Consider the following 14,203-nt stretch of genomic DNA (forward strand, 5'->3'; position numbering starts at 1 on the left):
TTCCCAGAGAGGATCAAGACCATGACAGACCATGCCCTGCTCTCACCGCCTGCAAAGACCATCACCGGCGGCTTGATGGCGATGCTGTACGGCACGCTCACCTACGTGCTGTTTCTCGGCACCTTCCTTTATGCGATCGCCTTCGTCGGCAACTTGCCGGTCCCGAAGACCATTGACAGCGGCACGGCCGGGCCCCTCGTTCCCTCCCTGATCATCAACGCCCTCCTGCTTGGCGTGTTTGCCATCCAGCACAGCGTCATGGCGCGGCCCGCCTTCAAGCGCTGGTGGACCAGAATCGTGCCGCAGTCGGTTGAGCGCACGACCTTCGTGCTGTTCGCCAGCCTCGCGTTGCTTCTGCTCTATTGGCAGTGGCGGCCGATGACCGAGATCGTCTGGTCCGCCACCGATCCGCTTGCGGCAGTTTTCCTCGAGACGATTTCCTGGATCGGCTGGGCGGTGGTGCTCGCCAGCACCTTCATGATCAACCATTTCGAGCTGTTCGGCCTGCGTCAGGTGCTGGCGCGCCTGCTCGGCCGCGAGTTGCCGCCGCCTGAGTTCAAGACGCCGATGTTCTACAAGGCGGTGCGGCACCCGATCTATCTCGGCTTCCTGCTTGCGTTCTGGGCAACGCCGACAATGACGGTCGGTCATCTCGTATTCGCCATCGCCACCACCGGCTACATCCTGATCGGCATATGGCTGGAGGAGCGCGATCTCATTGCGCTGTTCGGCGACCAATACCGCCGCTACCGGCAGCAAGTGTCCATGCTGATCCCGCTGCCACGACACAAGGCGAAGGTAGGATGACAAGCATTGGTGCACGGCTTGACGTCGGGCACCCGTGTTCCGACAGGCAGAACCGAAACGGCGAAGCTGGCCATTTCGGCCGGATTTCATGTAGCGTCCTGGCGCACATCGATCACATCACGAGGCACTATGGCACGCGCGGCAGTGAAGAAGATTGAGACCAGCACCAGCCTGCTGGAAGCTGCCAAGAAGGTGTTGCGCCGCGCCGGCTATGCCGGACTGTCGACCCGCGAAGTCGCGGCAGAAGCAGGCGTGCCGTTGAGCCAGATCCATTATCACTTCGGATCCAAGCAGAACCTGGTCCTGGAGCTGTTTGAATATCTCAATGCGCAACTGCTCGATCGGCAGAACAGGCTGTTCGAAGATCCGTCCCTGAAACTCTCCGCGCAATGGGACCGCGCCTGTGACTATCTGGATGAGGATATCGCCTCGGGCTACGTGCGGGTGCTGCAGGAACTGATTGCCGTGAGCTGGCATGATGCGGAGGTAGCCAAGGTGATCCGGGCCGGCATCATGGGTTGGGTCGACCTGATCGTGGGCCTGGCACGGAAAACCGAGCAGGCGATCGGCCCGCTCGGCCCGTTCTCGGCGGAGGAAGTCGGCGCGATCGCCGCCTCCAGCTTCATCGGCGGCGAAAGCCTGTTCCTGCTGGGTTTGGAGAAGAAGGGCTCGCCGATACGGGCGTCGCTTCGTCGCGTCGGCGACCTGATCCGGATTGCGGAAGGAACCTCGTCAGACAAGAGGTGAAGCATGCGCGCAAAACTGCCGGACGGTAGCGGTCTGGTTACCCGCGACGGCGTAAATCTCGCCTACGAAATCTACGGCGATGCGCCTGACACCATCCTGTTCATCCCGCCCTGGAGCATCGTTCACTCGCGAATCTACAAGGCGCAACTGCCCTACTTCAGCGAACGCTTCCGCTGCATCGCCTATGACGGTCGCGGCAACGGCAAATCCGACCGGCCGCACGATGTCGCCGCTTACACGCTCGACAACTACCTGGCGGACGCGCTCGCCGTCATGGATGCTCTCGACGTCGGTCAAGCGATCCTGATCGGACTCTCGTTCGGTGGTCTGCTCGCCTCCGTCCTCGCCGCCTATCATCCCGAACGCGTGCGGGCAGCCATCCTCGCAGGCACCGTCTCGCCCATCGGGCCTGCGCAGCACGAAAGGCTTGCGGCCTCTCATTTTCTCGCGGATCGAGACCGTTACGAAGGCTGGGACAAGTTCAACCGTGACTATTGGCTTAAGGATTATCCCGACTTCGCCGAGTTCTTCATTCGCAACATCTGCAGCGAGCCGCATTCCACCAAGCAGATCGAGGACGGGGTTGGCTGGGCCGCCGAAACGGACGGAGCGACCCTGATCAAGACGGTGGAAGCGCGAAACGTGCTTCCCGGGTTCGATGTCAGCGCGGAAATGTATCGGAGCATCCGCTGCCCGGTGCTGTTCATCCACGGCGACAACGACCAGATCCAGCCGTGCGCGCGCGCAAAGGCCGCGCACGCCGAAGTCAGCGGCGCGGAGTTCGAAGCGATTGCAGGCGGCGGCCATAACCCCCTCGGGCGGTATCCGGCAAAATCAAACGCGCTGATCAACGACTTTATCGACCGCCGCCTTATGATGCGCCCGCGGACGCGTGAAACCTTGCGGCGCAGCACAGGGCAGAAGCGCGCGCTCTATCTCTCCTCGCCGATCGGCCTCGGTCATGGCCGCCGCGACATCGCCATCGCGCGCGAACTGCGCAAGCTTCACCCCGATCTCAGCGTTGACTGGCTGGCGCAAGATCCGGTCACGCGTCTGCTCGAGGCCGGCAACGAGCATGTCCATCCGCTCAGTGCAAGGCTGGCGAGCGAGACGCGGCATATCGAGCTGGAGAGCGGCGAACACGAACTGCATTGCTTCCAGGCGCTTCGCCGCATGGACGAGGTGCTGATCAAGAACTTCATGATCTTCCAGGATGCCGTCGAACAAGGCGCTTACGACATCGTGATCGCGGACGAAGCCTGGGATATCGATCACTACTGGCATGAACACCCCGAGCTGAAAAAGGCAAAACTCGCCTGGTTGACCGACTTCGTCGGCTACGTGCCGATGCCGTCCGGCGGCAAGCATGAGGCGCTGCTGACCGCCGACTACAATGCCGAGATGATTGAACATATCGAGCGGCACCCCGCCGTGCGCGATCGGGCGATTTTCGTCGGCAGCCCTGAAGACATCGCACCGCTATCGTTCGGCGCGGATTTGCCGTTGATGCGCGATTGGGTGCCGAGACATTTCGATTTCGCCGGCTACGTCATCGGCGAGCACCCCCAGACCTTCGGCAGCCGCCAATCTCTTCGCGAAGCGCTCGGCTATCGGGACGGCGAGCAGGTTTGCATCGTCACCGTCGGCGGCTCGGGGATCGGCGCCCACCTGATCAAGCGGGTGCTGCAGGCCTATCCGATCGTCAAGGCCAGGCTTCCGGCATTACGCATGGTGGTGGTCGCGGGTCCGCGCATCGACACGGCGTCGCTGGGTGCGCCGCAGGGTGTCGAGATCAGGTCGTTCGTCGCCAATCTCGACCGGCATCTTGCCGCGTGTGATCTGGCGCTGGTCCAGGGCGGGCTAACGACGTGCATGGAACTCGCTGCCGCCGGGACGCCGTTTGTCTATTTTCCGCTGCGAAACCATTTCGAGCAGAACTTTCACGTCGCCCACCGCCTTCGCCGCTATGGCGCGGGCATCCAAATGGACTTTGCTTCGTCCACCCCCGACATGATTGCCGACGCCATGGTGTCGGCTGTGTCGAGGCCGGATCAACCGAAACCGGTCGAAGCCGACGGCGCGAGACGCGCAGCCGCTATGATCGGTGAATTGCTGGCATGACCAGCCTGGAACCGACGCCGGCTATTTGCGATAGACCGTGCTCGGATCGAACTGCCGGTCCGCATCCACAAACGACAGGCGCGTACCGCCGTCGGCGGTATCGACCTTGCGATAGAAACATGAAAGCCGTCCGGTGTGGCAGGCAGCGCCGGTCTGCTCGACGCGGATCCAGACCGCGTCCTGGTCGCAATCGGTGCGCATCTCGATCACGCGCTGGGTCTGACCCGACGTCTCGCCTTTTCGCCACAACGCATTGCGCGAGCGGCTGAAGTACCAGGCCTCGCCTGTCGCGATCGTCTTGCGCAGCGCCTCGTCGTTCATGTGCGCGACCATCAGCACATTGCCGGTGGCGGCGTCGGTCGCCACGCAGGTGACGAGACCGGACGCGTCGAATTTGGGCTGGAAGGCCAGCCCTTCTTCGCGCTCATTGATCGTTGCGGATGTGGACACGGTAGTCCTCGCTTAGATTTCAGCGAGGTTACCGGTTCGGGCCTCGCACCAGGGACAGGAAACGCTGCTGCTCCGCCGGGTTGTCGCGGAACATGCCGGTGAACCGGCTGGTGAACGTCATCGCGCCATGCTTGGCGACGCCGCGCACCGACATGCAGGTATGCTCCGCCTCGATCAGCACGGCAACGCCGCGGGGCTTCAGGACCTCGTCGATCGCAGCCGCGATCTGGGCGGTCAGGTGCTCCTGGGTCTGCAGTCGGCGGGCGAAGATGTCGGTCAGGCGCGCGAGCTTCGACAGGCCGACCACCCGCTCCACCGGCGTATAGGCGATATGCGCCCTGCCGTAGAACGGCATCATGTGATGCTCGCATTGCGAGGTGAATTCGATATCGCGGACGAGAACGAAATCGTCATAGCCGGCAGTCTCGCCAAAAGTGCGGTCCAGCACTTCGGCCGGGCACTGGTGGTAGCCCTGATAAAGTTCGTCGAAGGCTTCGACCACCCGGCGCGGCGTATCCAACAGTCCCTCACGGCCGGGGTTCTCGCCGATATAGCTCAGCAGCGTCTGCACGGCATGTTCGGCCTCGGCGCGCGACGGGCGCGGCAGGTCGGCGCGGACGGCAGCGGCGAGGAATTCGGCGGGATCGAGCTCTGCGGGGCGGGTTTCCGGCGCCATATCGGGCGACTTCACCTCGGAAGGCTTGGCGTCAGAAGGCTTGCCAGGGCGGATGGATTTGATCAATGCGTCCATGTCTTCTCCGTTCGACCGGCCCACAAAGACCGGAGTGTCACCGGGCAGACGGGGCGGTTTTGCCGCCGGGCGCCTGAGTCCCATCCACAACACGCTGGCGGCCGGACAGGTTTCATGTCGGGCCGCCCTCGGCAAACGGCCGGGCTGTTTTTCCGCCGTTCCTGTCCATATATAGGACGGTGAAACCCAGCCGCCAAGGGCGCTCGCATGGCCGAGCCCGGGACCCGGATCTATGCTGAACGACATCTACAACAAGCGGATTATCGAGCTTGCGGGCAATATTCCGCGTCTCGGACGCCTCCCCGACCCCCACGCCAGTGCCACCGCCCACTCCAAACTGTGCGGCTCGACCGTCAAGGTCGACCTCAAGATGGAAGGCCCGGTGGTCACCGACTTCGCCCATGACGTGAAAGCCTGCGCGCTGGGACAGGCCTCCTCCTCGATCATGGCAAGCCACGTGGTCGGCTCGACGGCTGACGAGTTACGTGAGTTGCGAGAAACCGTGCGCAAGATGTTGAAGGAAAACGGCGGTCCGCCGCAGGGCAAATGGGCCGATATCGCCCTGCTCGAGCCGGTGCGCGACTACAAGGCCCGCCACGCCTCCACCTTGCTTACCTTCGACGCCGTAGTCGACGCCATCGGCCAGATTGAAGCCAAGGCCAAGCAGCCGGCGCAGGCGTAAGCGTGGGTCGTCATTCCGGGATGGTCCGAAGGACCAGGCCCGGAATCTCGAGGTTCTCTGGTGCGTAAGTACGCACCAAAGTTTCGCGCTGTGCGCGCCCCGGAATGACTCCGTTGAAACTTACTTCTGCGGCTGGGCCGGTTGCGCCGGCGCGGTCGCATTGCCGCCGGTCGGAACCGCGGCTTCGGCGGTCTTGGTCGACTTGCCCGGCTGCGGCTGCGCCTCACCCTCCATGGCGGAGCTGACAAAGCGATCCTGCGGCTTGGCCGGCTTTGCCTCGGCCATCGGCACCGAATTGTCCTGCGGGAACACGTCGGCGAGCGCATCGGTCGTGACGAGATTGCTCAGGCGCAATTCACCGCGCGACAATTCGTGCAGATCTTCCCACGGTGGCACACTGAGGGCGAGCGACAGCAGATCGCCGGTGCCTCCCATGTCGAAGGTGTACTTGGTGAGCCGGCCGATATCACGCTGTACGATCATCAGGTCCTGCGCGGTATAGCTTGAGGCCTTGGCGTCGTCGGCGCGGTCGCCCATCCAGATCTGATGGACGCGGACATGCGCGGTCGGCGGCACGTAACGGGTCTTGCCCGACAGCAGCAGGAACACGCACATCGACTCGCAATAGGCTTCCGGCGTCACGCTCGTGCGCACGCCGTTCGGGGTTTGCGTGCGCACGGTGGCGCCGACGGTGGTCAACACGCCGAGGCTGCGGAACCGCCGGCCGAGCGTGATGGAATCGTTGACCGAGCCGCCGCTGGAATCCAGCACGATGGTCGCGCCGGCGAGCTGGCGGTTCTTGGCGAACTCGTCGAACTCCCGCGGACTATCCGACGTGACGATGCCGACGGCCGAGACCCAGCCTCTGCAATCGGGCTGGCAGGCGTTCCACTTGAAGTGCATCGGCTGCTTGCGTTCTTCGAGGACGCCGCCGGCATGCGCCGAATTGCCCAGCGTCGTGATCGCACCGGGCAAAGCGAGACAAAAGGCGGTGGCGCCGAGAAGCGCCCAGCCGCGAAATTTCAGCGACCTTGCAAACTTCAATTTGGTTCCTTCCCCCAAGCCGCCGTCAACGGGCGATGGCAATGGCCCCTCTTCAACGCGGGATGATTCTGTCATCGAAGCGTCGTCAAAACGGTAACTGTCCTGTCCTGTGTCGTCCATAATACCTTGGCTTGCTCCGGCATCTTGCGGTGCGATAGTTGCGAAGTGTGGCGTAAATATCTGCACGTTCTAGGTTCCTTGCTTGGGAACTCCCGCAAAACTACGTACATAGCTCCATGGCGCCCGCAGATCAGTCACCGTCATCACACAAGCGCTGCACGGATTGTGCCAACGGACTGTCCCGTTTGCCGCGCAACGCCGGGCGCGCGCTGATCTGGATTTACCGGCACACGCTGTCGCTCCTGGTCGGCTACAACTGCCGGCATCTGCCGACATGTTCGATGTATGGCGACGAAGCGATCGAGCGTTTTGGTTTGTGGGGCGGCGGCTGGATGACGCTGGCGCGGCTGCTGCGCTGCCACCCGTGGGGGACGTCCGGCATCGACAACGTGCCGCTCACGGCACCACCGGGCGCGCGATGGTATCTGCCGTGGCGCTACGGACGCTGGCGCGGAGTCAATCCTTCGTGAGTGCGCCTCGCTTAGAGCATGATCCGGAAAAGTGGACAGCGGCTTTCCCTCGCGACCAACGTGAACGCGTTTGCGCGGAGATCATGCTCAAATCAGTAAGTCAGAGTGTCATCACACTCTAGCGCCAGAAGAAAAACCCGCCCCGCGGCTGCTGCGGCCAGAACGGCCGCGGCCCTATATCCGCCGGCGGCCGTGGCCTGCGCGGGCGCGATGGTGGCGGCGCCGCCTCGGCCGACGCTGTGGCGTCGATGGCGGGCGATCCATCGTCGGGCAATCTCACCGACAGCAGCACGTTCGTTTCCGGCGTGCGCCAGCGATAGCCGATGCCGAAATCGATCGGCTGCGCGCGGCGGAACATTGCCGCATATGATTCTTGGTAGCGACCCGGGAACTCGTCGATCGGCCCGAGATAGCGGCCGAACGGAAACAGGCGCCATTTCTTCGTGCTGTAATACGCCAGCGGAATTCCTGAATCGTCCTGGATGATGGTGGCGCTGTTGTTGAGCAGGAAGTTGCGCACGGTGGTGAAATTGCCGGAATGCAGCAGATAGGACGCGCTCTTGATCAAGCTGTTGCCGGGTGCGAGCGTCTCACAGAATTTCAGGAAGCCGCTCGCCCGCACACCGGAATTGGAAAGATCCGTCGAGAAGTAATACAGCGTCTTCTCCTGCCCATCGTCTCCGGCGAAGATGATACGCACGCCTCGCACGGCATTCGGCCCGGGATTCTCGCCGGCGGAATACGCCGCGCCCTTGTCGTCCAGCGAGATCGGACTCGTGCTCTTCACCGTCATGCCCGAGCGCGCCAGGAACACGTAGAGGATCGGCAAGGTGCCGCTGACCTGCCCCGCCTGCAGATCGGTCTTCATGTCCTTGGTGATGAAGAAGCTGAAGCGCAGGATCGAGCCGAGCGAACGCTCGACATTGTAGAGCGCCGATGCGATGCCGCCGCGTGGCAGTCGCGTCAGGTCCGGCACCGAGCCGACCGGCTCCAGCGCGCTCAGCACATAGGTCGACGCCTTCGAATAGAACGCGTTTGCGTAGAGAAAGTCCGGCCCTGAGAACATGTAGAACATGGTCGGCCGGGGCGCCGCGAGGTTGGTGTCCGCCCAGGCGCGGATCTTTGACAATTGCCGCTGCTCGAGTTGGGCGAACGCGCCGTCGAAGAATTTGGCATGGCGCTGCCAGGCCGGCTCCCTGGTGAGCGGCGCGAGCGGCGAGTCCGCCGCCGGCATCATGCCCGCGAGAAATTTCGCGGTGTCGTCCACCGTTGCAGTCTGGGCGTGACCGGCAGCGACAGCCGCCAGCAGCATGAAGGCCGCCAGCGTCGCCATTCTCAGTGAATGCAGCATGTTCACTCGGGCCCCGCAGAGACAGCCACAGGGCCTTGATCCGCCCGCTTGCGGAAGACAGCGTAGATCAGCAGGCCGGAACACATGATCAGGATACTCAGCATCGACCGCAGCGGCTGTTCGGCCAAAAGATAGTACATCATGAAACCGGTCACGAGCAGAAAGACCACAGGAGTCACCGGGTACCCCCAGGCGCGGTACGGTCGCGGCAGATCGGGATGCGTGATACGCAGCTTGATCACGCCGAGCACGGTGAAGAACGAGCAGAACAGCAGCGCGAACTGGATGAACTCAAGCACCGCCTCGAAGCTGCGCGTGAACAGCATCAGGCTGGCGACCGTGAGCTGAAACAGGATGGCATTGGCCGGTGCACCATTGCCGGAGCGGCGGGCAAACGAGCGCAGCACCGGAAGATCCTCGCCCATCGTCATCATGACGCGCGGCCCGATCCACATCATCGCGCTGATCGAGGAGATCAGCCCGAAGCAGATCATCGCGCCGACAATGCGGCCGCCGAATTCGCCGAAGATATAGCTGCCGGAGATGCGGGCGACGTCGATCTGGCCGGCGAGCTTGTCGATCGGCGCGGTATGCAGGAATACCGCGTTGAGCGCGACATACAGCACCAGCACGATCGATGTTCCGATCAGCATCGCCCGCGGCACGTTGCGCTCGGGCATCCTCACCTCGCCGATGATGTAGGTTGCCGCGTTCCAGCCCGAGAACGAATACATCACGAACACGAGGCTGATCGCGAACGGCGCACTGACGACATAGGTGAAGTCGGAAGCCGACGGCGCAAACGACACCGGCTGCGCGGTGCCGATCACGAAACCGCAGGCGAGGAAGGCCAGGATCAACACGACCTTCAGAATGGTCGCGACCAGCTGAAAGGTCGAGGAGTGCCGCATGCCTGTAAGCTGCACCAGCGACACCAGCCAGACCACGCCGACCGCCAGCACCAGTGGCGGCGCATCTGGCAGCACCGACTTGCCGTACTCGCCGAAGGCCATGGCGGCGAGTGCGACAGGCGCGGCGAAGCCGACCGTCGCCGACACCCAGCCCGCCACAAAACCAAAAGCGGGGTGATAGGCGCGGCCGAGGAAGTTGTACTCACCGCTCGAGCGCGGAAACATCGCGCCGAGTTCGCCGTATGAAAACACGCCGCACAGCGCGACGATGCCGCCGACCGCCCACAGCAACAGGATCGAAAAGCCTGACGGAATGTCCTTGACCTGAAAACCGAGGCTGGTGAAGACGCCGACGCCGACCATGTCGGCGACGACGATGGCCACCGCCACCAGAACCGAAACGCCGGAGCCACTACTGGTGAGCGAGCCAGGCCAAGCCGGGCTTCCCGTTTGTGATGCTGCCATCTCGGACCCCATATTCAAGCGCCCGCAGCCGAGAGCTGCATCGTGCAGGCTGACGCCGCGCAATTCAAGCAGTGTTAACAAGGGTTTAAATTGAGACGCAAAATAGGTTCGATGGTACCGCCACGGCCCCCGTGCCACTACCCGATTGCGAAAACATCGTGACCTTCCCACAATCGCGACACGATTGGGTGGTCTCCTCAAGCTTCCGGACGTGGGGAGTTTTTCCGGACGCTTAACGTCGCCGCGTGCAAACTTAACCCCGGTTGACGGTGGATCTTGGGACATTGGGGTGGATGGTCGGAGCTAATCCGAAATTCCAAGCAATTGGTCGCGCCATGCGGTCGGCGCTATCTGCCGTGCCGCGCCGAGTCCTGCGATGGCATTGGATCTCCCTGGCTGCGCTGATCGTGCCGCTATCCTTTGTGCTCGTTCAGTGCGGCAAGGCGCCAAGCGCCGGCATGCTGGCGGCAAACACCGATGGCGCCAAATCGCGGGCAGCGAAGTCCAAGGCTGAAACGTTCGACGAGCGTTTCCCCGGACCGCAATTCGCCGACCGTTTCCCGACTGCAAGCGAAAGCCTGCCGCAGGTCCAGCACCAGGTCGCGCTGACGCCGCCGCGTACCGTTCGTACCGAACCTGTGAGAGTAGCATCGCTGACGCCAACGCTGACGCTGTCGCGCACCGAGCGCGAAGAGCAGACCACGCTGGTCAGCATGAAGTCTTCGGCCTTCCCCTATTTCGGCAACAACCCGCGCTCCGACGAGCCATTCCTCAACATCACCAAGGGCGACCGCAAGGGCCACCGCAGCTATGGCGGCAAAGTTTACTGGCAGGACGAGACCTACAACGACAGCCGCGTGCTGGTGCATGTCCCCGAGACGTTTGACGTCAGGAAGCCCGGCGTGATCGTGGTGTTCTTCCACGGCAACGGCGCGACGCTGGAGCGCGACGTCCGCGACCGGCAATTGGTGCCGCAGCAGATCACCGATTCCGGCGTCAACGCCGTGCTGCTCGCGCCGCAAATGGCGGTCAACGCCGCCGACTCCTCGGCCGGCAAGTTCTGGCAGGCCGGCGGCTTGAAGCGCTTCATCGATGAATCGGCCGGCCACCTTGCCCGTCTCTACGGCGATCCGAAGTCGGCGCAGGCGTTTGCGAACATGCCGATCGTGATCGTCGGCTATAGCGGCGGCTTCCTGCCGACGGCCTGGAGCCTCGAGGTCGGCGGCCTCCCCAACCGCGTCCGCGGCGTGTTCCTGCTCGACGCCGTCTATGGCGAACTCGACAAGTTCGCATCCTGGATCGAGAAGAACCGCACCAGCTTCTTCGTCTCCTCGTACACCCGCTACACCAAGCGGCATGACCTCGAGCTGATGCAGATGCTCCGCGACAAGGGCATCACCGTCACCGAGAGCATGGATGGGCCGCTGCGTCCCGGCAGCGTCGTGTTCGTGCAGACGCCCGACGGCGTCACCCATCGCGATTACGTGACGCAGGCCTGGACCGAGCACCCGGTCAAGGACGTGCTGGTCAAGATGGCGGCAACGCCGGCTTTGACCCGGATCGCCAGCGGCGCGCCTTACGCAAACCGGTAAACCGCCTTCGCCGGATCAGGCCTTTTTGGGTTTGGTCAGGATCACCGTCGTCAAGGCGATCGCGACAAAGGCCGCCCCGACATAGCCATTGGCGAGGAAGAGATCGCGCGCATACAGGAAACCGCCGATGGCCGAACCGATCGCCTGCCCCACGTAGAGTACCGACGTGTTGAGTGATATCGACGCCGACGCAAGCGCAGGTGCCGCGCCGACCAGCCGCACCTGCTGCATGGAATTGGTGGAAGCAAATCCAATCCCCCAGATCGCGACGGCCGCCGCCATCAGGGGATAGATGCCGGCGCTGAGCGCCCATCCACTCACGCCGGCGAACAGCACCGATGTGAACAGGACCGAGGTCTTCCAGGCGCCCCAGGAATCGACGATGCGGGTTGCGATCGCGGTGCCGATGACGCCGCAGATACCGTAGCAGGCGAAGACCAGTGCAATCGGATCCGGGCCCGCGCCCGTCAACCGCGCCAGCAACGGGCCCATGTAAGTAAATATCACGAACTGGCCGGACATCTGCGCGGTCGTGATCAACAGCAGCAGCAGGATCATCCGGTTGCGGCCGATGGCGGCCCATGTCTTCAGGTCGACCGGCGCCCCCATCAGCCCAGCCGGCAGGCGCCACGCCAGCAGAAGGAAACTCAGGCAGCTCATCGCGCCGATGGCGACATAGACTGCCTGCCAGCCATAGCGGCTGGCGATAAACGTGATCGCCGGCAAGCCGACCGCAGCCGCCAGCGACCAGCCGAGAAAGATGTAGGCGATGGTGCTGCCGCGCTTTTGCACCGGCACGATCAGGGCGCCGGTGCCCGCCGCTTGAGGCGTGTAGAGCGCGCCGACCGCCAGCATGACCAGGCGAATGCCGAGCAGGCTCGCGTAGTCAGGCGCGAAGGCCGACGCAATGTTGGTCAGCGCCAGCACGGCGAGCGTAGCCGTGAGCAAGGTGCGGCGCTCGATCCTCGAGGTCAGCCACGCTGTGACCGGCGAACCGACACACAGCATGATCGCGCCGAAGGTGATCAGAAGACCTGCCGTGCGGATCGAGACGTCAAGACCGGAGGAGAGTTCGACCAGCATACCCGCCGGCGCCAGCACCGAGCAGCCGGTGACGACATTGCCGAGCATCAGGGCGGTGGGCGCGAAGCGTTTCACGCCGCCGCCTATAGTCGCCCGCCGAATTTAATGCAACTGCATGCAAATGCATGGCCGCCGATCGAATCCGTACCTTGTGCTCACTTCGCCGGGTTGGCGGCCGCTGCCGGATCGGCTTTGATGGTAGATGCCGCTGCGGGCCGCGGGTTGTTGGCCGGACACGACGCCAGCAGCCGCGTCCACGCCGCGCCGAGGCCAACCGTATCGATGTCGAACGTCGACAGGTCGGCCTTGCCTTCCGCCGCTGGTGCGCGCTCGCCCATCTGCAGGCGGGGAGCGGCCAGCATCGCCTCCATGGCCTCGGGCGCAACGATGTCGCTCCAGATTTCGAACTTGCCGACCCGCGCGGGGTACCTTCCAAAGGCCACGGATTTTTCCGGACCCGCCATCAACATCACCGTCTTGTTGCTGCCCGCGTCCTTATTGCTGCCGGCGTCCTGATCGGCTTCCCGGACGAACATCAGCCTGGCGCGTGTCTTGTTCTCGCAGAACAGCCGCCACTCCATCGAGCGGAACGACGCGCCCTCGCCCAGCCTGGCCGAAGCGAGCTTGCGGACGTAGGGGCGCACCGCGGTTTCGAAGGTCCAGGGCGTTTCGAGCAGCGAGCGCTTGTCGATCCCGAAGCGATAGAGTTCGGCCCTTGTCAGGACGTGCAGGCTCTCGAACTTGACCGTCTTGATGAGATCGTCCAGCTCGCGGCTGACACCCATCGAGGTGACGAACGCGGCGCGCTCGCGATCGGCGCTGGCCATGCGGCGCTGCTTGTATTCGGCGATCACCTGCGCCGGGATCGGCCCGTGAACGACCAGCGTCAGCCTGGAATTATGAACGGCCATGACAGCATCGGGCGCAACCTCGCGGGTGGTGGCGCCGAGCAGCAGGTAGCCGCAGGCCGAATTGCACATGGCGTTGCGGGTCGTGAGTTCGGCCTCAACCTCGCCGCCAGCCGTCTTGATCTTGAGGCAGGCCGCGTCGACCTGGGTTCCGCCGGCGCAGGCGGTTGCAATGGTGCGGCCGATGCGGGCAACGGCCTTCTTGGCGCGCAGCATCCGGGCGATGACATAGGACGGCCTGACCGAACCGCCCGGCGAATGGAAATAGATCGGCCGCGTCGTGTCCTTGGCGTCACGCAGGAAGCGGCTGACACGCACTGCTGCTCCCTCATCGACCTGGCCTTCGATCGCGATCCAGCGGTCGCAACCCGGACCGCAGGAATTGGCCGGGCCCTTGGCGTTGTAGATGATCAGCCTCGGCGCAAAGCCGGCCTTCTCGGCCGGCGTTTCGGCACGCAATTCGCTACTGACCAGCAGCAGGGCTGCGAGAACGAGAAAACGAAACATCATCAGACCGGCACAATCGGACGAACGGGCGAGCAACGACGCAATAGACAAGGCTAAACAATGCGCACCAGTCCGGCAATCCCTGATGGCGAACCAGGCCTCCTGTGAGGTGAGAGCGATCGGCGCTATCCTTCATTGTGATCACGATTCGGCACGATTTTCTCGATATTGCCCGATTGCAGGAGCCGAATCCC

General features: G+C 63.5%; 13 protein-coding genes. 6 read left to right on the forward strand and 7 right to left on the reverse strand.

What is annotated here, in order from left to right:
- Nucleotides 1-21: 21 nt before the first annotated feature.
- The 3 genes from mddA to CQ12_RS21255 all read left to right on the forward strand — a co-directional run bounded on the left by mddA (nucleotide 22) and on the right by CQ12_RS21255 (nucleotide 3,675).
- Nucleotides 22-807, forward strand: a complete 786-nt coding sequence (gene mddA, locus CQ12_RS21245) for a methanethiol S-methyltransferase (protein WP_157088371.1) — start codon at nucleotides 22-24, stop codon at nucleotides 805-807.
- 129 nt (nucleotides 808-936) lie between these two features.
- Nucleotides 937-1,554 carry a TetR/AcrR family transcriptional regulator gene (locus CQ12_RS21250; protein WP_057837250.1) on the forward strand — a complete coding sequence of 206 codons (618 nt, stop codon included), beginning with the start codon at nucleotides 937-939 and terminating at the stop codon, nucleotides 1,552-1,554.
- 3 nt (nucleotides 1,555-1,557) lie between these two features.
- Nucleotides 1,558-3,675, forward strand: a complete 2,118-nt coding sequence (locus CQ12_RS21255; RefSeq protein ID WP_057837251.1) for an alpha/beta hydrolase — start codon at nucleotides 1,558-1,560, stop codon at nucleotides 3,673-3,675.
- Nucleotides 3,676-3,696: 21 nt separating this feature from the next.
- Here CQ12_RS21255 and hisI read toward each other — a convergent pair whose 3' ends face one another.
- Nucleotides 3,697-4,125, reverse strand: coding sequence for a phosphoribosyl-AMP cyclohydrolase (gene hisI / locus CQ12_RS21260; RefSeq protein ID WP_057837252.1), 429 nt, complete (start codon nucleotides 4,123-4,125; stop codon nucleotides 3,697-3,699).
- Between the two features lie 28 nt (nucleotides 4,126-4,153).
- Entirely contained in the window at nucleotides 4,154-4,876 is a 723-nt protein-coding gene (gene folE, locus CQ12_RS21265) for a GTP cyclohydrolase I FolE (protein ID WP_057837253.1), read from the reverse strand.
- Nucleotides 4,877-5,108: 232 nt separating this feature from the next.
- Between folE and CQ12_RS21270 the strand changes: the two genes are divergently transcribed.
- Nucleotides 5,109-5,558 (forward strand): iron-sulfur cluster assembly scaffold protein, encoded by a 450-nt coding sequence (locus CQ12_RS21270; protein ID WP_057837254.1) that lies wholly within the window; start codon nucleotides 5,109-5,111, stop codon nucleotides 5,556-5,558.
- 120 nt (nucleotides 5,559-5,678) lie between these two features.
- Here the strand turns inward: CQ12_RS21270 and CQ12_RS21275 are convergent, their stop codons facing one another.
- Entirely contained in the window at nucleotides 5,679-6,602 is a 924-nt protein-coding gene (locus CQ12_RS21275) for a COG3904 family protein (RefSeq protein ID WP_057837287.1), read from the reverse strand.
- A gap of 236 nt (nucleotides 6,603-6,838) precedes the next feature.
- On the opposite strand from CQ12_RS21275, the gene yidD reads away from it, so the two are divergent.
- Nucleotides 6,839-7,192 (forward strand): membrane protein insertion efficiency factor YidD, encoded by a 354-nt coding sequence (gene yidD / locus CQ12_RS21280; RefSeq protein ID WP_083519404.1) that lies wholly within the window; start codon nucleotides 6,839-6,841, stop codon nucleotides 7,190-7,192.
- A gap of 118 nt (nucleotides 7,193-7,310) precedes the next feature.
- Here yidD and CQ12_RS21285 read toward each other — a convergent pair whose 3' ends face one another.
- Both CQ12_RS21285 and CQ12_RS21290 read right to left on the reverse strand, forming a co-directional pair.
- The gene (locus tag CQ12_RS21285; protein WP_245310053.1) at nucleotides 7,311-8,543 is read right to left on the reverse strand and encodes a hypothetical protein; all 1,233 of its coding nucleotides are present in this window, start codon (nucleotides 8,541-8,543) and stop codon (nucleotides 7,311-7,313) included.
- A gap of 2 nt (nucleotides 8,544-8,545) precedes the next feature.
- On the reverse strand, nucleotides 8,546-9,919 hold the full coding sequence (locus tag CQ12_RS21290) for an APC family permease (RefSeq protein ID WP_057837290.1): 1,374 nt from the start codon (nucleotides 9,917-9,919) through the stop codon (nucleotides 8,546-8,548).
- A gap of 293 nt (nucleotides 9,920-10,212) precedes the next feature.
- Between CQ12_RS21290 and CQ12_RS21295 the strand changes: the two genes are divergently transcribed.
- Nucleotides 10,213-11,511, forward strand: a complete 1,299-nt coding sequence (locus tag CQ12_RS21295) for an alpha/beta hydrolase (RefSeq protein WP_057837255.1) — start codon at nucleotides 10,213-10,215, stop codon at nucleotides 11,509-11,511.
- Between the two features lie 15 nt (nucleotides 11,512-11,526).
- On the opposite strand, the gene CQ12_RS21300 is transcribed toward CQ12_RS21295, so the two are convergent.
- Nucleotides 11,527-12,642, reverse strand: a complete 1,116-nt coding sequence (locus CQ12_RS21300) for an MFS transporter (RefSeq protein ID WP_057837291.1) — start codon at nucleotides 12,640-12,642, stop codon at nucleotides 11,527-11,529.
- Between the two features lie 107 nt (nucleotides 12,643-12,749).
- Nucleotides 12,750-14,012 carry a hypothetical protein gene (locus tag CQ12_RS21305; RefSeq protein ID WP_057837256.1) on the reverse strand — a complete coding sequence of 421 codons (1,263 nt, stop codon included), beginning with the start codon at nucleotides 14,010-14,012 and terminating at the stop codon, nucleotides 12,750-12,752.
- Nucleotides 14,013-14,203 lie beyond the last annotated feature (191 nt).

This window comes from Bradyrhizobium jicamae (genome assembly GCF_001440395.1).
GTDB lineage: Bacteria > Pseudomonadota > Alphaproteobacteria > Rhizobiales > Xanthobacteraceae > Bradyrhizobium > Bradyrhizobium jicamae.

What these genes read in the sequence shown, in the direction of transcription:
- mddA (WP_157088371.1), top strand. Translation starts at nt 22, where the DNA reads ATGACAGACCATGCCCTGCTCTCACCGCCTGCAAAGACCATCACCGGC.
- CQ12_RS21250 (WP_057837250.1), top strand. Translation starts at nt 937, where the DNA reads ATGGCACGCGCGGCAGTGAAGAAGATTGAGACCAGCACCAGCCTGCTG.
- CQ12_RS21255 (WP_057837251.1), top strand. Translation starts at nt 1,558, where the DNA reads ATGCGCGCAAAACTGCCGGACGGTAGCGGTCTGGTTACCCGCGACGGC.
- folE (WP_057837253.1), bottom strand. Translation starts at nt 4,876, where the DNA reads ATGGACGCATTGATCAAATCCATCCGCCCTGGCAAGCCTTCTGACGCC.
- CQ12_RS21270 (WP_057837254.1), top strand. Translation starts at nt 5,109, where the DNA reads ATGCTGAACGACATCTACAACAAGCGGATTATCGAGCTTGCGGGCAAT.
- yidD (WP_083519404.1), top strand. Translation starts at nt 6,839, where the DNA reads ATGGCGCCCGCAGATCAGTCACCGTCATCACACAAGCGCTGCACGGAT.
- CQ12_RS21285 (WP_245310053.1), bottom strand. Translation starts at nt 8,543, where the DNA reads ATGCTGCATTCACTGAGAATGGCGACGCTGGCGGCCTTCATGCTGCTG.
- CQ12_RS21290 (WP_057837290.1), bottom strand. Translation starts at nt 9,919, where the DNA reads ATGGCAGCATCACAAACGGGAAGCCCGGCTTGGCCTGGCTCGCTCACC.
- CQ12_RS21295 (WP_057837255.1), top strand. Translation starts at nt 10,213, where the DNA reads ATGGTCGGAGCTAATCCGAAATTCCAAGCAATTGGTCGCGCCATGCGG.
- CQ12_RS21300 (WP_057837291.1), bottom strand. Translation starts at nt 12,642, where the DNA reads ATGCTCGGCAATGTCGTCACCGGCTGCTCGGTGCTGGCGCCGGCGGGT.
- CQ12_RS21305 (WP_057837256.1), bottom strand. Translation starts at nt 14,012, where the DNA reads ATGATGTTTCGTTTTCTCGTTCTCGCAGCCCTGCTGCTGGTCAGTAGC.